Source organism: Kineococcus radiotolerans SRS30216 = ATCC BAA-149 (assembly GCF_000017305.1).
In the GTDB taxonomy this organism is placed as follows: Bacteria; Actinomycetota; Actinomycetes; order Actinomycetales; family Kineococcaceae; genus Kineococcus; species Kineococcus radiotolerans.
Window position 1 is genome coordinate 3,428,920 of record NC_009664.2, and the last position, 19,214, is coordinate 3,448,133.

At 73.5% G+C, this 19,214-nt stretch carries 16 protein-coding genes and 2 tRNA genes; 11 read left to right on the forward strand and 7 right to left on the reverse strand.

All coding sequences use genetic code 11. The features are described from left to right. Positions 1-2 precede the first annotated feature (2 nt). From KRAD_RS16335 to KRAD_RS16345, 3 genes are read left to right on the forward strand one after another with little or no spacing between them, the layout of a single operon-like run. On the forward strand, positions 3-491 hold the full coding sequence (locus tag KRAD_RS16335; RefSeq protein WP_012086754.1) for a ribose-5-phosphate isomerase: 489 nt from the start codon (positions 3-5) through the stop codon (positions 489-491). A 10-nt stretch (positions 492-501) separates the two neighbouring features. After that, complete coding sequence (locus KRAD_RS16340; RefSeq protein ID WP_012086755.1) at positions 502-1,299, forward strand: Fpg/Nei family DNA glycosylase; 798 nt, start codon at positions 502-504, stop codon at positions 1,297-1,299. A gap of 50 nt (positions 1,300-1,349) precedes the next feature. Then, on the forward strand, positions 1,350-2,468 hold the full coding sequence (locus KRAD_RS16345) for a PP2C family protein-serine/threonine phosphatase (protein ID WP_157873629.1): 1,119 nt from the start codon (positions 1,350-1,352) through the stop codon (positions 2,466-2,468). Between the two features lie 5 nt (positions 2,469-2,473). On the opposite strand, the gene KRAD_RS16350 is transcribed toward KRAD_RS16345, so the two are convergent. Continuing rightward, complete coding sequence (locus KRAD_RS16350; RefSeq protein WP_012086758.1) at positions 2,474-3,667, reverse strand: glycerate kinase; 1,194 nt, start codon at positions 3,665-3,667, stop codon at positions 2,474-2,476. 96 nt (positions 3,668-3,763) lie between these two features. Continuing rightward, positions 3,764-3,837 (reverse strand) — tRNA-Gly (locus tag KRAD_RS16355). A gap of 103 nt (positions 3,838-3,940) precedes the next feature. Here KRAD_RS16355 and KRAD_RS16360 point away from each other — a divergent pair. From KRAD_RS16360 to clpX, 5 genes are all read left to right on the forward strand, one after another. Further along, positions 3,941-4,014 (forward strand) — tRNA-Pro (locus KRAD_RS16360). 155 nt (positions 4,015-4,169) lie between these two features. Next, the gene (gene tig, locus KRAD_RS16365) at positions 4,170-5,585 is read left to right on the forward strand and encodes a trigger factor (RefSeq protein ID WP_012086759.1); all 1,416 of its coding nucleotides are present in this window, start codon (positions 4,170-4,172) and stop codon (positions 5,583-5,585) included. A 242-nt stretch (positions 5,586-5,827) separates the two neighbouring features. Beyond that, positions 5,828-6,403 carry an ATP-dependent Clp protease proteolytic subunit gene (locus KRAD_RS16370; RefSeq protein ID WP_049821515.1) on the forward strand — a complete coding sequence of 192 codons (576 nt, stop codon included), beginning with the start codon at positions 5,828-5,830 and terminating at the stop codon, positions 6,401-6,403. A 43-nt stretch (positions 6,404-6,446) separates the two neighbouring features. Then, positions 6,447-7,103 carry an ATP-dependent Clp protease proteolytic subunit gene (locus tag KRAD_RS16375; protein ID WP_041293370.1) on the forward strand — a complete coding sequence of 219 codons (657 nt, stop codon included), beginning with the start codon at positions 6,447-6,449 and terminating at the stop codon, positions 7,101-7,103. A gap of 203 nt (positions 7,104-7,306) precedes the next feature. Beyond that, complete coding sequence (gene clpX / locus KRAD_RS16380) at positions 7,307-8,599, forward strand: ATP-dependent Clp protease ATP-binding subunit ClpX (protein ID WP_012086762.1); 1,293 nt, start codon at positions 7,307-7,309, stop codon at positions 8,597-8,599. Positions 8,600-8,677: 78 nt separating this feature from the next. Here clpX and KRAD_RS16385 read toward each other — a convergent pair whose 3' ends face one another. The 4 genes from KRAD_RS16385 to KRAD_RS16400 all read right to left on the reverse strand — a co-directional run bounded on the left by KRAD_RS16385 (position 8,678) and on the right by KRAD_RS16400 (position 13,118). Continuing rightward, complete coding sequence (locus KRAD_RS16385; RefSeq protein ID WP_041293371.1) at positions 8,678-9,475, reverse strand: YceI family protein; 798 nt, start codon at positions 9,473-9,475, stop codon at positions 8,678-8,680. Between the two features lie 56 nt (positions 9,476-9,531). Then, the gene (locus tag KRAD_RS16390; protein ID WP_012086764.1) at positions 9,532-12,084 is read right to left on the reverse strand and encodes an MFS transporter; all 2,553 of its coding nucleotides are present in this window, start codon (positions 12,082-12,084) and stop codon (positions 9,532-9,534) included. Next, positions 12,081-12,590 (reverse strand): MarR family winged helix-turn-helix transcriptional regulator, encoded by a 510-nt coding sequence (locus KRAD_RS24515; RefSeq protein ID WP_049821244.1) that lies wholly within the window; start codon positions 12,588-12,590, stop codon positions 12,081-12,083. The genes KRAD_RS16390 and KRAD_RS24515 overlap by 4 nt, the downstream gene beginning before the upstream one ends. A gap of 99 nt (positions 12,591-12,689) precedes the next feature. After that, complete coding sequence (locus tag KRAD_RS16400) at positions 12,690-13,118, reverse strand: MarR family winged helix-turn-helix transcriptional regulator (protein WP_012086766.1); 429 nt, start codon at positions 13,116-13,118, stop codon at positions 12,690-12,692. A gap of 140 nt (positions 13,119-13,258) precedes the next feature. On the opposite strand from KRAD_RS16400, the gene KRAD_RS16405 reads away from it, so the two are divergent. Next, positions 13,259-13,855, forward strand: a complete 597-nt coding sequence (locus KRAD_RS16405) for a PadR family transcriptional regulator (protein ID WP_012086767.1) — start codon at positions 13,259-13,261, stop codon at positions 13,853-13,855. Beyond that, positions 13,855-14,937 (forward strand): inositol-3-phosphate synthase, encoded by a 1,083-nt coding sequence (locus tag KRAD_RS16410; protein ID WP_012086768.1) that lies wholly within the window; start codon positions 13,855-13,857, stop codon positions 14,935-14,937. Before KRAD_RS16405 ends, KRAD_RS16410 begins: the two co-directional genes overlap by 1 nt. Before the next feature lie 63 nt (positions 14,938-15,000). Here the strand turns inward: KRAD_RS16410 and valS are convergent, their stop codons facing one another. Next, positions 15,001-17,622: a valine--tRNA ligase gene (valS, locus tag KRAD_RS16415; RefSeq protein WP_049821516.1), complete on the reverse strand. Its 2,622-nt coding sequence runs from the start codon at positions 17,620-17,622 to the stop codon at positions 15,001-15,003. 96 nt (positions 17,623-17,718) lie between these two features. Between valS and KRAD_RS27655 the strand changes: the two genes are divergently transcribed. Continuing rightward, positions 17,719-19,182 carry a GGDEF domain-containing protein gene (locus KRAD_RS27655; protein ID WP_012086770.1) on the forward strand — a complete coding sequence of 488 codons (1,464 nt, stop codon included), beginning with the start codon at positions 17,719-17,721 and terminating at the stop codon, positions 19,180-19,182. Positions 19,183-19,214: the final 32 nt, after the last annotated feature.

The window sequence follows — 19,214 nt, forward strand, 5'->3', positions numbered from 1 at the left end:
CCATGCGCGTCCACGTCGGTACCGACCACGCCGGTTTCGAGCTCAAGGAGCACCTCGTCGCCCACCTGCGCGAGCAGGGCCACGACGTCGTCGACCACGGGGCGCCGGTGTACGACGCCGCCGACGACTACCCCCCGTTCGTCCTGCGCGCGGCCGCGGGGGTGGCCGGCGACCCGGGCAGCCTGGGCATCGTCATCGGCGGTTCGGGCAACGGCGAGCAGATCGCCGCCAACGTCGTCCCCGGCATCCGCTGCGCCTTGGCCTGGTCGGTGGACACCGCCCGCCTGGCCCGGGAGCACAACGACGCCCAGGTCGTGGGGATCGGGGCCCGCATGCACACGCTGGAGGAGGCCACCCTGCTGGCCGACACCTTCCTGGCGACGCCGTTCTCGAACGACCCCCGCCACGTGCGGCGCATCGAGATGCTCGACGCCTACGCGCGCACGGGGGAGCTGCCGCCGCTGCCGGCGGGCGCCGCCGACCAGGGGTGACGGCCGGCTGATGCCGGAGGGGCACAGCGTCCACCGCAGCGCCCGCGACCTCCTCGCCCGGTTCGGGGGAGGGGTCGTCCTGGTGGGCAGCCCGCAGGGCCGCTTCGCGGAGGGCGCCGCCCTGCTCGACGAGCGCGCGCTGGTGGCGACCGAGGCGCACGGCAAGCACCTGCTCGCCCGCTTCGAGGGCGGGCGGACCCTGCACGTCCACCTCGGGCTCTACGGGCGCTGGACCTTCGGCGAGGGTGCGCCGGAGGCCCCGCGCGGGCAGGTCCGGTTGCGGCTGGAGGGCGAGCGGGCCTGGGCGGACCTGCGCGGGCCCACGGCCTGCGAGGTGCTGGACCCCGCGGGCGTCGCCGCGCTGCACGCGCGGCTGGGGGAGGACCCGCTGCGCCCCGACGCCGACCCGGGCGCGGCCCACGCCCGCATCTCCCGGTCCCGGGTGGGCGTGGGGGCCCTGCTCATGCAGCAGGAGGTCGTCGCCGGGGTGGGGACGACCTTCCGGGCGGAGGTCCTGTTCCGCAACGGCGTGGACCCCTTCCGGCCCGGGCGCGAGCTGGCGCGGGCGGAGTGGGACGCGGTCTGGGCCGACCTCGTGCGGCTCATGGCGGCGGGCGTGCGGGCCGGGCGCATCGTCACCACCCGCCCCGAGCACCGCTCCCGGCGGGGGAGCCCGTCGCGGGCGGACTCGTTCTACGTCTACGGGCGCGCGGGCCAGCCGTGCCGGGTGTGCTCGACACCCGTGGAGGCGACGCTGGTGGCCGGTCGTCACCTCATGTGGTGCCCGACGTGCCAGCCCCGGAAATGACCACTGTGGGTCAGGTACTTTCTACGCAGGGTGACGACTAGGCTGTCGCCGTGCCCCGGTCGAACACCACGCCGCCCGGTGCGGGGTCGCGACCGGTGCGGTTCCTCGACCCCGCCCGGCGCGACGCCCTGCGCCGCCTCGTCACCCGCCCGCCCCAGGCGGTGGCGCTGGCCGTCCTCGCCGTGCTCGTCCTCGCCGTGGGTCTCGCCTCGGGGCTCACCTCGTGGGTGCCGCTGACCGCCTTCGTGCCCGTCGTCCTCGTCGGGGCCCTGGTCCTGCGGGTGTCGCGGATGACGGTCCTGTGCGGGCTGACCGTCGTCGCCGTCGTCGTCGCGGCCGCCCTCCGCGGCGGCGAGCGCCCCGTCGCGCCGAGCCTCGTGGTCGTCCTCGCGATCACCGCGGGCATGGCCCTCGTCTTCGCCCGCGGCCGCGACCAGCTGGGCCTGACCGGCTACCTGGGCGAGGCCATGCTCGTCGAGCTGCGCGACCGCCTCCTCGCCCAGGGCGACCTCCCGCCGCTGCCGCCCGGCTGGCACGCCGAGGCCCTGCTGCGTCCCGCCCACGGCGACGCCTTCTCCGGCGACGTGCTCCTGGCCTCCCTCGTCCCCGGCACCGACCGCTTCGAGGTGGCCCTGGTCGACGTCTCGGGCAAGGGGCAGGACGCGGGCAGCCGCGGGCTGCTGCTGTCGGGGGCGCTCGGCGGGCTGCTCGGGGCGGTGGCCCCGCACGACTTCCTGCCCGCCGCCAACCGCTACGTCCTGCGCCAGGACTGGGACGAGGGGTTCGCGACGGCCGTGCACCTCTCCGTGGACCTGACCTCGGGCGAGGCCGTCGTCTCCTCCGCCGGGCACCCGCCCGCCGTCCACGTCCGCGCCGGCTCCGGCGCCGACGTGCTGGACTCCGCCTCCGGCCCGCTGCTCGGGGTCGTCCCCGGGGCGGGGTTCCCCCCGCTCACCCTGACCCTCGAACCCGGCGACGCGCTGCTCGTGTACTCCGACGGGGTCGTCGAGCAGCGCGACGTGGACCTCGGCGAGGGCATCGGCTCCCTGGTCCGGCGGCTGGTGGCGCTGACGCCGGCGCAACGGGCGGGCGCCCTGCCGCGGCTGGTCGAGGAGGGCGCCGACGGCGAGGCCGACGACCGCACCGCCCTGCTGCTCTGGCGGGACTGACCCGCTCAGCGCCCGCCCGCGACCCGGGCCCCGTGCTCGGCGCCGAGGTCCCGCGCCAGCCGGTGCAGGAGGGGGCCGGCCTCGCGCACGCAGACCCGCGGATCGGGTTCGAGGTCGGTCAGCGACCGGGCGTCGGCGAAGCCGGCCGCCCGCCAGCGCTCCTCGGGCAGCTGCCGCCGCCCGCTGAGCACCACGACGGGCACCCCGCGGCGCGCCGCCGCGGCCGCCACCCCGACGGGGGTCTTGCCGCCGAGCGACTGCTCGTCGAAGCTGCCCTCCCCGGTGATGACCAGGTCGGCGCCGGTGGCCCGCCGCTCCCAGCCCACGAGGTCCAGGACGACCTCGACACCGGGCCGGCGCGCCGCGCCGAAGAGCCCGAGCGCGACCAGCCCCGTCCCGCCGGCCGCCCCGGCCCCGGGGGTGTCGCGCGCGTCGTGACCGGTCGTGGCGGCCAGGACGTCGGCGAAGCGGGTCAGGGCGCGGTCGAGCAGGGCCACGTCGTCGGGGGAGGCGCCCTTCTGGGGGCCGAAGACCGCCGCGGCGCCCCGGGGGCCGAGCAGGGGGTTGTCGACGTCGGCCGCGAGCGTCCAGCGCGCCGCCCGGGCGCGCGGGTCGAGGCCGGACAGGTCGATCCGGTCGAGGTCCAGCAGTGCCGCCCCGCCGTCGGGCAGGTCCCGGCCCCGGGCGTCGAGCAGGCGCGCCCCGAGGGCGGCGAGGATCCCGGCCCCGCCGTCGGTGCCGGCGCTGCCGCCCACGGCGAGGACGACCTCGCGGGCCCCGGCGTCGAGGGCGGCGCGGACGAGCTGGCCGGTGCCGCGGGTGCCGGCCGTCAGGGGGGCGGGGGTGCCGCCGGGCAGGCGGTCCAGCCCCGAGGCCTGGGCCATCTCGACCAGGGCGACGTCGCCGTTCCGGGCGGAGGTGGCCTCCACGAGGTCCCCCGTCGGTCCCGCCACCCGGGTCGTGACGGCCTCGAAGCCGGCCGAACGCAGGGCGGCCTCGACCGTCCCCTCGCCCCCGTCGGCGACGGGGATCTCGGTCGACTCCACCGCGGGCACCGGGCCGCCCGGGCCGGTGGGCGCCGGGAGGGCGGCGAGGAAGCCCTCGCGGAAGCCGTCGGCGATCGTGCGCGCGACCTCGGCCGCGCTCAGCGACCCCTTGAACTTGTCCGGCGCCACGACGACGTGGAAGGGGGACGACATGCCCGGACCCTACCGAGCGCCCCGCGCGGTGGGCGGGGACGACGCGGTGGCCGGGGACGACGCAGCGGCCGCCCCCCGGGGGAACGGCCGCTGCGGTGGAGCGGGCGACGGGAATCGAACCCGCGTAGCTAGTTTGGAAGACTAGGGCTCTACCATTGAGCTACGCCCGCGAGACGGCGCGCGTCACCCTCGGGGGATCGCCCTGGCGCCTCGGGGGACAGCGTAACGGGTCCGGAGCGGTAGCCTGCTCCCGTACCGCCGCACGGCGGTGCGCGGGGTGTGGCGCAGCTTGGTAGCGCGTCCGCTTTGGGAGCGGAAGGCCCCCGGTTCGAATCCGGGTACCCCGACGGACACGCGGGTGTCGCTCGTCCAGCGACACTCGTCCAGGAAAGAGCCCCGACGCGGACGGCTAGCATCTCGCGGTGCGCCGGGGCTGACCGGCGTGCCGCACGCCTGACCACGACCTCCGCACGACGCGGAGAGACCCCAGGAGATCCCCGCTGTGAAGAGCGACGTCGAGACCCTCAACCCGACCCGGGTGAAGTTCACCGTCGAGGTCGGCTACGACGAGCTGAAGCCCAGTCTCGACAAGGCCTACAAGACGATCGCCGGTCAGGTCCAGGTGCCGGGCTTCCGCAAGGGCAAGGTGCCCCCGCGCGTCATCGACCAGCGCTTCGGCCGCGCCGCGGTGCTGGAGGAGGCCGTCAACGACGCGCTCCCGAAGTTCTACCAGCAGGCCGTGGAGGCCTCGGACTTCCTGCCGCTGGGCCAGCCCACGGTGGACGTCTCCCAGGCGCCGGACCCCAAGGACGGCGGTGACCTCAAGTTCTCCGTCGAGGTCGACGTGCGCCCCGTGCTGGAGCTGCCCGACCTCGAGTCGATCGCCGTGACGGTGGACGACCTGCAGGTGCCGGAGGAGGAGGTCGAGACCCGCCTCACCGCGCTGCGCGAGCGCTTCGGCACCCTGACCGGTGTCGACCGCCCCGCCGCCGACGGCGACTTCGTCTCCATCGACCTGCGCGCCGAGATCGACGGCGAGGAGATCGAGACCGCCAAGGGCATCAGCTACCGCATCGGCCAGGGCAACATGATCGAGGGCCTGGACGAGGCGCTGACCGGTGTCGCGGCCGAGGGCTCCACGACCTTCACCGCCCCCCTCGCCGGTGGCGAGCGCAAGGGCCAGGACGCGAGCATCACCGTGACCGTGCAGTCGGTCAAGGAGCGCGTGCTGCCCGAGGCCGACGACGACTTCGCCCAGCTGGCGAGCGAGTTCGACACCCTCGAGGAGCTGCGCGCCGACCTGCTCTCCCAGGTCGAGCAGTCGAAGAAGTTCGAGCAGGGCCTCCAGGCGCGCGACAAGGTCCTCGAGAAGCTGCTCGAGACCGTCGAGGTGCCGGTGCCGGAGTCCCTGGTCGAGGCCGAGATCCACGCCCACCTCGAGCGCGAGAGCCGCCTGGAGGACGCCGAGCACCGCGCGGAGATCGAGGACTCCACCCGCCAGGCCATCCGCAGCCAGCTGCTGCTGGACGCCCTCGCCGACCGCGAGGAGATCGGCGTCGAGCAGGGCGAGCTGATCGAGTACCTGGTCGGCCAGGCCCAGCAGTACGGCATGGAGCCCCAGCAGTTCGTCCAGATGGTCGACGGGGCCGGCCAGGTGCCGTCCATGGTGTCGGAGGTCCGTCGTCGCAAGGCGCTGGCCGTGGCGATGGAGAAGGCCACCGTGACCGACGCCTCCGGCAACCCGGTGGACCTGGAGGAGCTCGTGGGCGGCACCGAGGAGGACGACGTGACCGAGGACGCGACCGAGGACGTGACCGAGGACGCGGCGCCCGCCGAGGAGGGCCAGACCGTCGACCCGACCGGCGACGACGAGCAGGCCGCCGCCGAGGCGACCGCCGAGGACCCCGCGAAGAGCTGATCCCCGCCGCTGTGGGCGCACCGCCGCGCGGTGCGCCCACAGCGAAAAGGCCCCCGTCCCGACATGGTCGTCGGGGCCTGCGGGTTAGGGTCGATCGAGATCGGCGGATCATCCGCCGACCCTCCCGGACCAGTCCGGGGTGGGGGGTCGACGCCAGGAGAGGGCCAGGGAACAGCGTGAGCGAGATCTTGAGCGCACCGGGACTGGTGACGCCGCAGCAGGCCCGCACGGGCACGCCGGGGATGGGCCTCGACGACAACGTCTACCAGCGGCTCCTGCAGCAGCGGATCATCTGGCTCGGGACCGAGGTCCGGGACGACATGGCCAACGCCATCTGCGCGCAGCTGCTGCTGCTGGCCGCGGAGGACCCGGACGCGGACATCTTCATGTACATCAACTCGCCCGGCGGATCGGTGTCCGCGGGCATGTCGATCTACGACACCATGCAGTACATCAAGCCGGACGTGGCGACGATCGCCACCGGCATGGCCGCGTCGATGGGGCAGTTCCTGCTCTGCGCCGGGGCCGCGGGCAAGCGCTCGGCGCTCCCGCACGCGAAGATCATGATGCACCAGCCGCTGGGCGGTCTGGGCGGTTCGGCCAGCGACATCAAGATCCTCGCCGAGCAGATCATCGCCACCAAGAAGCAGATGGCCGAGCTCATCGCGCAGCACTCCGGCCAGACCTTCGAGACGATCACCCGCGACTCCGACCGCGACCGCTGGTTCTCGGCGCAGGAGGCCAAGGAGTACGGGCTCATCGACCACGTCGTCGGTCACACCAGCGAGGTCGAGGGCGGGGGCGGCACCGATGCCTGAGCTGTTCCGCCCCCCGTTCGACGCCCAGATGGGAGACCGCCCGATGATGACCCCGCAGTCGCGCCCGAACCCGGCGCACGGCCCGTCCGCGCGCTACGTGCTGCCGCAGTTCGAGGAGCGCACGTCCTACGGGATGAAGCGCTCGGACCCGTACACCAAGCTCTTCGAGGACCGCATCGTCTTCCTCGGCGTGCAGGTGGACGACGCCTCGGCGGACGACATCATCGCCCAGCTCATCGTCCTGGAGTCCCAGGACACCGAGCGCGACATCATCATGTACATCAACTCCCCGGGCGGGTCGTTCACGGCCCTCACGGCGATCTACGACACCATGCAGTACATCCGTCCGGACATCCAGACGTACTGCATGGGCCAGGCGGCGTCGGCGGCGGCCGTGCTGCTGGGTGCGGGGGCTCCCGGGAAGCGCTTCGCGCTGCCCAACTCGCGCATCCTCATCCACCAGCCGGCGATGGCCGGCGGCGACTACGGGCAGGCCTCCGACCTGGAGATCCAGGCCAACGAGATCCTGCGCATGCGCTCCTGGCTGGAGAGCACGCTGGCCTTCCACTCCCACCGCACCGCCGACCAGGTGCGCGAGGACATCGAGCGCGACAAGTTCCTCACGGCCCGCGAGGCCGTGGAGTACGGCTTGATCGACGAGGTCCTCACCAGCCGCAAGGCGTCGGCTCCGCCGCTCTGAACACTCAGCGTCACTCATGCGCAGCAGCGCGTGAGTTGCGGACGAGCACCCGGGGGGCCCGGTCTGGCACCGTGTCCCCCGGGGGCGTCTAATGAACCGGGCGAGGGGTACCCGGCAGGTAGCGTGGAGGACACGCGGCGCGTCCGGTCCGTTCGCCGGCCCGAGGGGTCGCGTTCCAGCAGCACGAGGAGAGGAATCCGTCGGTGGCACGCATCGGTGACGGTGGCGACCTGCTGAAGTGCTCGTTCTGCGGCAAGAGCCAGAAGCAGGTCAAGAAGCTCATCGCGGGCCCTGGCGTCTACATCTGCGACGAGTGCATCGACCTCTGCAACGAGATCATCGAGGAGGAGCTCGCCGAGGCCAACGACCTGGGCCTGGTGGAGCTGCCGAAGCCGAAGGAGATCTTCGACTTCCTCGACCAGTACGTCATCGGCCAGTCCTCGGCGAAGAAGTCCCTCGCCGTGGCCGTCTACAACCACTACAAGCGCATCCAGGTCGGCGAGCCCTCGACGAAGGGCCGCGAGGACGCCGTCGAGATCTCCAAGTCCAACATCCTGCTCATCGGCCCCACCGGCTGCGGCAAGACGTACCTGGCGCAGACGCTCGCCAAGATGCTCAACGTCCCCTTCGCCATCGCCGACGCCACGGCGCTGACCGAGGCCGGCTACGTGGGCGAGGACGTCGAGAACATCCTCCTCAAGCTCATCCAGGCCGCTGACTACGACGTCAAGAAGGCCGAGACGGGGATCATCTACATCGACGAGGTCGACAAGATCGCCCGCAAGTCGGAGAACCCCTCCATCACCCGCGACGTGTCGGGGGAGGGCGTCCAGCAGGCGCTGCTGAAGATCCTCGAGGGGACCACGGCCAGCGTCCCGCCGCAGGGCGGGCGCAAGCACCCCCACCAGGAGTTCATCCAGATCGACACGACGAACGTCCTGTTCATCGTGGGCGGGGCCTTCGCCGGTCTGGACCGCATCATCGAGGCGCGCTCGGGCAAGCAGGGTCTGGGCTTCGGCGCCCAGCTGCGCTCGACGACGGAGAAGAAGGCCGAGCCGTCCTTCGCCGACGTCATGCCCGAAGACCTCATGAAGTTCGGGCTCATCCCCGAGTTCATCGGCCGCCTGCCGATCATCACCTCGGTCGAGAACCTCGACCAGGAAGCCTTGGTGCAGATCCTCACCAAGCCGCGCAACGCCCTGGCCAAGCAGTACCAGCGGATGTTCGAGCTGGACGGGGTGGAGCTGGAGTTCACCGACGACGCCCTCGAGGCCGTCGCCGACCAGGCCATCCTGCGCGGCACCGGGGCCCGCGGTCTGCGCGCGATCATCGAGGAGGTCCTCCTCCCGGTGATGTTCGACGTGCCCAGCCGCGACGACATCGCCCGCGTCGTGGTGACCCGCGAGGTCGTCCTGAAGAACGTGAACCCCACGCTGGTGCCCCGCGAGGCCCCGGCCCGCAAGCCCACCCGGGAACGGCGCGAGAAGTCGGCCTGACCCCGGTCCGGGCACGACGAAGGGCCCCGCACCTCGAGGTGCGGGGCCCTTCGCCGTGCCCGGCCCGGGCGGGTGGGGCTACTGCTGCAGGACGGTCTGGACGTCGATGGCGACCTTGAGGGTGGTGCCGAAGACGGCGACGCCGATGCCGACGGCCTGGTTCCAGTTCATCTTGAAGTCGTCGCGGTGCAGCTCGGTGGTGGCCGAGAACGCCGCGCGGGTCCCGCCCCAGGGGTCCGGCCCGCTGCCGGCGTAGGACAGCTGCAGCTGCACCGGACGGGTGGTGCCCAGCAGGGTGAGGTCCCCGGCCAGCACCCACCCCTCGGCGCCGCGCTGGACCCCGGACGCGCTGAAGGTCAGCGTGGGGAACCGGGCGGTGTCGAGGAAGTCGGGGGAGCGCAGGTGCTCGTCGCGCTGGGCGTTGCCGGTGTCGATGGAGGTCGCGTCGATCTCGACCTGCACCGTCGAGCGGGTCACGTCCTCGGGGACGGTGACGACCCCGGAGAAGTTCGTGAACCGCCCGTGCACCGCGGACAGGCCGAGGTGGTGGGCGGTGGCGGAGATGGTGGAGTGGGTGACGTCGATGGCCCAGACCCCGGGGGGCGGGACGTCGCTGCCGCCCTGGCGGCGCAACCGGACCTCGCCGACGGACCACGCCCCGGCCGCGGGGACGACGACGCTGGTGGCGCGCGGGTCGTGGGCGGGGGCGGCGACCAGCATGGTCGCCGCGCCCGCCGGGACCCCGAGGAGGGTGAAGGTCCCGTCGCCACCGGTCACCGCGCGGGCGACCTGCGACCCGTCGGCGCCGAGCAGGGTGACCGAGGCGCCGGTGACGGGCCAGCCCTCGCGGGTCAGGACCCGCCCCTCGCCCGTCACCGCGGCCTGCGCGCCGGCCGCGGGGTCGGCGCGCAGGTCGGTCTCGCGGTCGGGACTCACCGGCGGTCCTCGCCGACCCGGGAGGTGTCCTCGAAGCGGGTGAGGTCCAGCGTCGAGGGGGCGTCGCCGGAGCCCAGGGTGATCTGCGCGGCGGACACGGTGTCCTCCTCGATGTCGACGCTGGTGGCGACCGGGGCGAAGCCGGCCGCGGTCAGGGTGTAGTGGCCCCCGGCCAGGTCCTCGAAGGAGTAGCTGCCGTCGGCGCCGGTGAGGACCGAGCCGACGACCTCGCCGGAGGAGTCGACGAGGGTGACCGCGGCCTCCTTCAGGACCCGCCCGTCGCTGGCGGCGACGACCGTGCCGGTGAGGCGGCCCCCGCCGGTGAGGACGAGGTCGCAGGCCAGGGCCCCGGAGTCGGGGACCTCGACGCCGCGGGCCAGCGGCCGGTGCGACTCGCTCTGGGCGGTCAGCACGTAGCTGCCCCCCATGAGCTGGTCGAAGGCGTAGCTGCCGCCCCCGTCGGTGCGGGTGGAGCCGACGACCTCACCGGTGACGTCGGTGAGGGTCACCAGGGCGCCGCGCACCCCGTGGTGGTCGCCGGCGTCGACGTCGCCGGTGACCTCGTGGGCCAGCACCCGGCCGGTGATGGCCGAGCGGCCCGAGAGGGTCACGTCGCGGGTGATCGAGGTGTCGCCGACCCCCACGAGCGTCGCGGAGGGGGCCACGTGGGCCGCGGCGACGATCAGCAGGTAGGTGCCGCCGGTCGGCAGGGCGAGGCGGTAGGAGCCGTCCGCGCCGGTGGAGGTGCGCGAGACCTGCTGACCTGACTGGTCGGCCAGGGTCACCACGGCGCCGGCGAGCGGGCGCTGGTCGTGGTGGCGCACGGCGCCGGACAGCGAGAGCCCGGTGTCGGTGCGGGTGGGCTGGGCGGGCACGCTCGTCGTCTCCTCCCGGTCGGGGCGCGCGGCGCCGTGGGCCCCGGGGGTGCCGGTGGTCGTGGCGGCGACGCGGTCGGGCGAGCTGGTCGTCGCCTCCGCGACATCCTGGCCGGTGCCGTCGTCGCTGCGCAACGCGCGCTCCTTGAAGAAGAGCGTGATGACGAACGCGATGAGGGCGAAGGGGGCCGCGAGGAGGAACACGTCGGCGATGGAGGAGCCGTAGGCGGCCTGGACGACCGCGCGCAGCGGCGCGGGGATGGCGTCGAGGTCGGGGACGCCGGTGCTGGAGCCCAGGGCGCTCGTGGCGGCGGCCGGGTCGATGCCAGCGGTGCTCAGGCCGGTCTCGAGGTGGCTGGTGACGCGGTGGCCGAGGACGGCGCCGAGCGCGGAGACGCCGATCGCCCCGCCGAGGCTGCGGGCGAAGGCGACGAAGGAGCTGGCCGAGCCCATGTCGCGGGCGTCGGCGACGTTCTGCACGGCGAGCACGAGGTTCTGCATCATCATGCCGACGCCGAGGCCGATGAGGGCCATGTACGGGGCGACGACCCAGTAGTTCGTGTCGTACTCGATGGTGCCCATGAGGGCGAGCCCGGCGGTGAGCAGGACGCCCCCGACGACGAGCCACGCCTTCCACTTCCCGGTGCGGGTGATGGCCTGCCCGGCGACGGTGGAGGCCAGGAAGAGCCCGGCGATCATCGGGATCGTCATGACCCCGGCCATCGTGGGCGACTCGTGGCGGGCGAGCTGGAAGTACTGGCTGAGGAAGATCGTGGCGCCGAACATGGCGACCCCGACGAAGAGGCTGGCCGCGGCGGAGAGCGCGATCGTGGGGTTGCGGAAGAACTTCAGCGGGACGATCGGCTCCTTGGCCCGGTGCTCGGCCAGGACGGCCAGGGCCAGGAAGACGACACCGGCGGCGACCAGCGCCACGGTCCACCAGGACGCCCAGTCGAACTCGGTGCCGGCCAGGGAGACCCAGATGAGCAGGGCGGAGATGCCCAGGGCCAGCAGGATCGCGCCGAGGTAGTCGATCGACACCTCGCGCCGGGGCTGCTCGGGCAGCTTGAGCTTGAACTGGAGGACGAAGAAGGCGATGACCGCGAACGGGACGCCGACGTAGAAGCACCAGTGCCAGGACAGGTGCTCGGTGAGCACGCCGCCGATGAGCGGACCGCCCACGGTGGCCAGGGCGAAGGTGGCCCCGAGGTAGCCGGAGTAGCGGCCGCGCTCGCGCGGGCTGACCATCGAGGCGAGGATCACTTGGGCGAGGGCGAGCAGGCCGCCGCCGCCGAGGCCCTGGAACACGCGCAGGGTGATGAGCATCCCCATGCTGGTGGACAGCCCGGCGATGGCGGAGGCCACGACGAAGATGACCAGGGCGATCTGGACGAGCAGCTTCTTGGAGAAGAGGTCGGCCAGCTTGCCCCAGATGGGCGTGGAGATCGTGGTCGCGAGCAGCGCCGCGGTGACGACCCAGGTGTAGCCGGACTCGGTGCCGTGGAGGTCGTTGACGATCCTCGGCAGGGCGTTCGAGACGACCGTCGACGACAGGATCGCGACGAACATGCCGAGCAGCAGGCCGGACAGCGCCTCGAGGATCTCCTTGTGGGACATCTTCGGCGCGACGCCCGGGGCGGGCTGGGTCGAGGTGGTGGGGGTCGTGGTGCTCATGCGTTGCCCTGCAACTGCTTCTCCCGGGTGTGGGTCGTGGTGTCCGGCGACGTCGCCGCTGGTCCGGTGCGGGCGCACCCGCCGCCGGTGGCGGTGGCGGTGGCCGTGGTGGCGAGCCGGTCGAGGAGGCGGGTGAGGTCCCCGACCTCCTGGTCGGGCCAGTCGGAGAGCCGCTCGACGAGCTTGTCGACGAGGTCGCGGCGGGTCCGGCGCAGTTCCCCGGTCCCCTCGGCGCTGACGGTCAGCCGCTGGGAGCGGCCGTCGTCGGGGTCGGGGGAGGAGTCGAGGAACCCCTTCTGGCGCAGGTGGGCGACCTGGCGGCTGACCGTGGAGAGGTCGAGGGAGAGGTGCTCGGCGACCTCGCTGATGCGCATCGAGCCCCGCTGGTGCACGACGGCGAGCGTCGCGACGGCGGGGGTGCTCAGCGCGCCGACGAGCGCGCGGCGTGCCCGGAGCAGGTCCGGGAACACGTCGACGAGCGCGGCGCACGCGTGGGGTGTGGCCATGTCGACCTTCGAGCTCGGTTGGTGTGTGCAAGCAACCATATCTCCGGATGGTTGCACCATGCAACCCGAGCTGCCGGTGCGCCCCCGCGGGCGGAGGGCTCAGATGAGGGCGTTGAGGCGGCCCAGCAGCGCGGCGAGCTGGGTCATGTCCTCCTCCGGCCACCCCTCCAGGCGGGAGTGCAGGCGCTGGCGGCGGGCCGCGCGGGCGGCGTGCACCTTCTCCAGACCCTCGGCGGAGAGGGTCAGGCGCACGGCGCGGCCGTCGGTGGGGTCCGCCTCGCGGGTGACCAGGCCCAGGCGCTCCAGGAGCTGGACCTGGCGGGACAGCGTCGGCTTGCCGATGCCGAAGAACGTCGCCAGGTCCGAGGGGCGGGTCTCGCCGACGTCGTCGAGGCGGACCAGCAGGCTGTAGGCCTCCGGCTCCAGGTCGGGGTGGACGCTGCGCGCGGTCTCCCGGTTGATCGCCCGCGAGCGCCGCAGCAGGACGGCGAGCTCGCGCTCCAGCGCTTCGGCAGGACCCGTGACCATCCCAGGAACCTACCGGTCCGCCCGCGGGGGCGGGGGAGCGGTCGCCGACGCGCCGGGGCGGAACGCTCGACGTGCGCGCCCCGGCCCCGTACTGTCCATCCCGATGCATCGAACCGATGCATCGGGACGGAGGGGAACCGGTGGTCCGCAAACGGGGTGACGTCCTGCTGCTCGCGGTGCTCGCCCTGCTGGCCGACGGGCCGCTGCACGGCTACGAGGTGCGCAAGCGCCTCGACCTGCGGCTGGGGGTCTTCCGGGCCCTGTCCTACGGGACGCTCTACCCGGCGCTGCGGGCCCTGCAGGCCGGTGGCTGCATCACCGAGACGACCCAGGAGCGCCTGCCGGGCACGGTGAGCCCCAAGCGCGCCCGCGTCGTCTACGAGATCACCGCCCACGGCCGGGACCGCCTGGCCGCGATGCTCGACGAGTCCGGTCCCGAGGCGTGGGAGGACGACGCCTTCGGGGTCCACTTCGCCCTCTTCACCCGGGTGGCGCCGCGCACCCGGCTGCGCATCCTCGAGGGCCGCCGAGCCCGGCTGCTCGAGCGGCTGGAGCAGATGAACCGCTCCATCGACCGCACCCAGGCCCAGCTCGACTCCTACGCCCTCGAGGCGCAGCGGCACGGCGTGGAGACCGTCCGCAGCGAGGTCGACTGGCTCGACCGCCTCATCACCGCCGAGCACCACCCGCAGCCGACCCTGCGGACCACCCCGAGCAACCCAGAGGAGAACCCCTGATGGCAGGTCCCATCCGCGTCGCGATCGTCGGCGTCGGCAACTGCGCCGCCTCCCTCGTGCAGGGCGTGCAGTACTACCGCGACGCCGACCCGGCCCAGTCGGTCCCCGGCCTCATGCACGTCCAGTTCGGGGACTACCACGTCCGCGACATCGAGTTCGTCGCCGCCTTCGACGTCGACGACAAGAAGGTCGGCACCGACCTCGCCGACGCCATCGGCGCCAGCGAGAACAACACCATCAAGATCTGCGACGTCCCCACCACCGGGGTGACCGTCCAGCGCGGGCACACCCTCGACGGCCTCGGCAAGTACTACCGCGAGACGATCACCGAGTCCGCGGCCGAGCCCGTCGACGTCGTCGCCGCGCTGCGCGAGGCGCGGGCCGACGTCCTCGTCTGCTACCTGCCCGTCGGGTCCGAGGACGCGGCGATGTTCTACGCCCAGGCCGCCATCGACGCGAAGGTCGCCTTCGTCAACGCCCTGCCCGTCTTCATCGCCGGCACCCCCGAGTGGGCGCAGAAGTTCACCGACGCCGGGGTGCCGATCGTCGGCGACGACATCAAGTCCCAGGTCGGGGCGACCATCACCCACCGCGTCCTGGCCAAGCTGCTCGAGGACCGCGGCATCCAGCTGGAGCGCACCTACCAGCTCAACGTCGGCGGCAACATGGACTTCAAGAACATGCTGGAGCGCGACCGCCTGGAGTCGAAGAAGATCTCCAAGACCCAGGCCGTCACCAGCAACGTGCACGCCGACTTCGGCACCCGCAACGTCCACATCGGTCCCAGCGACTACGTCCAGTGGCTCGACGACCGCAAGTGGGCCTACGTCCGCTTGGAGGGCAAGGCCTTCGGCGGGGTCCCGCTGAACCTGGAGTACAAGCTCGAGGTGTGGGACTCCCCGAACTCCGCCGGGGTCATCATCGACGCCGTCCGGGCCGCCAAGATCGGCCTGGACCGGGGGATCGGCGGCCCGCTGCTGTCCGCCTCGGCCTACTTCATGAAGTCCCCGCCGCAGCAGCGCGACGACGAGACCGGCCGCGCCGGCGTCGAGGCCTTCATCGCGGGCACCGTCGACCGCTGACCCCGACGCGCGGAGGCCCCCACCAGCAGCGCTGGTGGGGGCCTCCGTCGTCCCGGGTGCGGGTCAGGCGGTGGGGGCGATCTCCGCCTGCGCGGTCAGGGTCTCCGCGCCCTCGACGACCGCCCACGCGATCGACGCCGCGCGGGAGGCGGCGAGGAGGTCGGCCTCGGCCCGCTCGGCGGCCCGCACCAGGGCCGCCGGCCCGGACACCGTCGCCGCGGTGAGCGGGGTCTTCTGCGACACCTTGGCCTCGCTCTTCACCTTCCGCAGCGCCGACAGCGCCTGCCCCGCCGCGGGCAGCACCCCGCGCGCGCCCTCGTCGACGGCCCCGAGGTCCTCGACCAGCGGCCACGGCGCGGTGTGCACCGAGCCGTCCTGCCACCACGACCAGACCTCCTCGGCCGCGTAGGGCAGGAACGGGGCGAACAGCCGCAGCAGGGTCCGCAGCGCCAGGGCCGCGGTCGCGCGCGCCGAGGCCGCCGGGGCCTCCCCGCGCGAACCGTAGGCCCGGTCCTTGACCAGCTCCACCCAGTCGTCGCAGAAGTTCCAGAAGAACTTCTCGGTCACGTCGAGGGCGGAGGCGTGGTCGTAGCGCTCGAACGCCTCCGTCGCCTGCCGCACCACGACGGCGAGGTCGGCGAGCACGCTGGCGTCGACGGCCTCCGTCACCGCGGCCGGGTCGGCGGCCGTGCCGCGCTCCACGCCCAGCCCCAGGACGAACTTGGAGGCGTTGAGCAGCTTCATCGCCAGCCGGCGCCCGATCTTCATCTGGCCGGTGTCGAAGGTCGCGTCCGTGCCCAGGCGCGAGGACGCGGCCCAGTAGCGGACCGCGTCGGAGCCGAACTCCTCCAGCAGCGCCAGCGGGGTCACGACGTTGCCCTTGGACTTCGACATCTTCTTGCGGTCCGGGTCGAGGATCCAGCCCGACAGCGCCGTGCGCGCCCAGGGCAGCCCGCCGAACTCCAGGTGCGAGCGCACCACGGTGGAGAACAGCCAGGTGCGGATGATGTCCTGGCCCTGCGGGCGCAGGTCCATCGGGTAGACGCGGGAGAAGAGGTCCTCGTCGCGCTCCCAGCCGCTCACCAGCAGCGGCGTCAGCGACGACGTGGCCCAGGTGTCCATGACGTCGGGGTCGGCGGCGAAACCGCCCGGCACCCCGCGCTGGTCCTCGGTGAAGCCGGGGGCGGCCTCGGCGGCCGGGTCGACCGGCAGCGCCGCCTCGTCGGGGACGATCGGGGCGTCGTAGACGGGCTCGCCGTCGGCGTCCAGGGGGTACCAGACCGGGAACGGCACCCCGAAGAACCGCTGGCGCGAGATCAGCCAGTCCCCGTTGAGCCCGGACACCCAGTGGTCGTAGCGGTGCTTCATGTGCTCGGGGTGCCAGGTCAGCTCGCTCCCGCGCCCCAGCAGCGCCGAGCGCAGGTCGGCGTCGCGCCCGCCGTTGCGCAGGTACCACTGACGGGTCGAGACGATCTCGAGGGGGCGGTCGCCCTTCTCGTAGAACTTCACCGGGTGGGTGATCCGCTTCGGCTCCCCGACCATGTCGCCGGAGGCCTGCAGCGCCTCGACGATCGCCTTCTGCGCGCTGAACACCGTCGCACCGGCGATCGAGGCGTAGAGCTCCGCGCCCGGGCCCTCGCCCAGCCACGCCGGGGTCTCGCGCAGCAGCCGGCCGTCGCGCCCGACGACCGCGCGGTTGGGCAGCTGCAGCTCCCGCCACCAGGTGACGTCGGTGGTGTCGCCGAAGGTGCAGATCATCGCGATGCCGGACCCCTTCTCGGGGTCGGCCAGCGGGTGCGCCACGACGGGCACCTCGACGCCGAACAGCGGCGTGCGGACCGTCTGCCCGAACAGCGGCTGGTACCGCGCGTCGTCGGGGTGGGCCACCAGCGCCACGCACGCCGGCAGCAGCACCGGGCGGGTCGTCTCGATGAACACGGGGTCCCCGCCGGCGGTGGGGGTGAACCCGATCCGGTGGTAGGCGCCCTCGGTCTCGCGGTCCTCCAGCTCCGCCTGCGCGACGGCCGTGCGGAACGTCGTGTCCCACAGCGTCGGCGCCTGCGCGGAGTAGGCCTCGCCGCGGGCGAGGTTGCGCAGGAACGCCCGCTGCGCCGTGGCGCGCGAGGACTCCGAGATCGTCGAGTACGTGTGCGACCAGTCCACCGACAGGCCCAGGCGGCGCCACAGCGACTCGAAGACCTGCTCGTCCTCGGCGGTCAGGCGGTCGCACAGCTCCACGAAGTTGCGCCGGGAGACCTGCACGAAGTCGCGGTCGCTCTTGGGGGCCTTCTCCGGCGGCACGAACGAGGCGTCGTAGGGCAGCGTCGGGTCGCAGCGCACGCCGTAGTAGTTCTGCACGCGCCGCTCGGTGGGCAGGCCGTTGTCGTCCCAGCCCATGGGGTAGAAGACCGACTTGCCGCGCATCCGCTGGAAGCGGGCGACGACGTCGGTGTGGGTGTAGCTGAAGACGTGCCCGACGTGCAGCGAGCCGGAGACCGTGGGCGGCGGGGTGTCGATGGAGTAGACGTCGGCGCGCTCGGCGGTGCGGTCGAAGGCGTAGGTGCCCTCCTGCTGCCACGCGGGGGACCAGCGCTCCTCCAGCCCGTCCACGGTGGGACGGTCGGGTACCTCGACGCCGGGCGCGACGTGGGTCTGGAACGGCGAGGCGGGGGTGGCGTCGGACATGGCCCCCATCATTCCAGCCGCCGGACGCGCCCCCGGTCGTGCACCCGATCCGGTGGCTGCGCTGAAGGTCGGGGCGCGGGCGTCCGATGCTGCGGTGTGGACTCCCTGCACCGCCTGCTGCCCTGGCAGGTCTTCACCGCCTGCGGCGCGGCCCTGGTGCTCCTGTGCCTGTTCCTGCCCGACGGCCTGGTCCGCGCCGTCCTGGTGGCGGGGGTCAGCGTCGCCTCCGCGGTGGCGACCACCGTCGGCGCGCGCCTGCACCGCCCGCAGCGGGCGTCGGCGTGGTGGCTGCTGGCGGCCGGGCTGATGGCCTGGGCGCTGGGCGACGTGTCCTACACCGTCTGCTACACCTGGCTGGGCTGGGACACCTACCCCAGCGTCCCCGACGTCTTCTACGTGCTGGCCTACCCCCTCATCGCGGCCGCGCTGCTGCGGATGGCCCGCCAGGCCCGGCCCGGGGCCGACCGCGAGGGCGTCATCGACGCCGCCATCCTCGCCGTCGGCTTCGGCCTGCTGTCGTGGACGTTCCTCGTGCGCCCGGCGCTGGCCTCGCTGCCCGAGGACCTGTTCGCCGGGCTGGTCGCGCTGGCCTACCCCGTCGGCGACGTCGTCGTCCTGGCCATGCTGGTGCGGGTCTTCGCCGCCGCCGGGCACGGCTCGCGCGCCTTCGGCCTGCTGGCCGGGGCCGCGGTCTTCATGCTCCTCGCCGACGCCCTGTGGCAGTACGCCGACGCCTACGCGGGTCTCGACGACAGCTGGATCGACCCCGTCTTCATGACCTCCTACGTGCTGTGGGGGGCGGCCGCCCTGCACCCGTCGATGCGGCGGCTGTCGGACCCCTCGCCCAGCAGCCGGCACGAGTTCAGCCCCCTGCGCCTGGCCGTCCTCACCGCCGCCAGCCTGCTCTCGCCGGGCACCCTGGGCCTGCAGCTCGCCCTCGGCCAGCAGCCGCAGGGCTGGGCCGTCGTCATCAGCTCCGCGGTCCTGTTCCTGCTCGTGGTGGCCCGCATGTCGGCGCTGCTGGGCCGGTTGCGCGAGCAGACCGCCCTGCTCGGCGACCTCGCCCGCACCGACCCCCTCACGGGCCTGCTCAACCGCCGCAGCGCCGACGCCGCGCTGGAGCGGGTCCGGGAGCGGACCCGGCGCGAGGGCACGGCCCTCGTCGTCGCCCTGCTCGACCTCGACCGCTTCAAGGACTTCAACGACACCCGCGGCCACCCCGCCGGGGACCGCCTGCTCGTCGGGGCCGCCTCGGCCTGGGGTGCGGTGCTGGCGGGGACGGGGATCCAGCTCGCCCGCTGGGGCGGGGAGGAGTTCCTCCTCGTGGCCTCCGGGTGGGAGACCGGTCGCGTCGAGCAGCTGCTCGACGACCTGCGCGCCGTCGTGCCCGAGGGGCAGACGTTCTCCGCGGGCCTGGCCCGCTGGGACGGGCAGGAGGCGACCGACCGGCTCGTGGCCCGCGCCGACGAGGCCCTCTACGCCGCCAAGCACGCCGGGCGGGCCTGCTCCCGCACCGCGGCGCTGCGCCGGGAGGGGGAGCCCGTCCACCCCGCGGGGTGAGGCGTGAGAAGCTCCGGGGACCACGCGGCCGA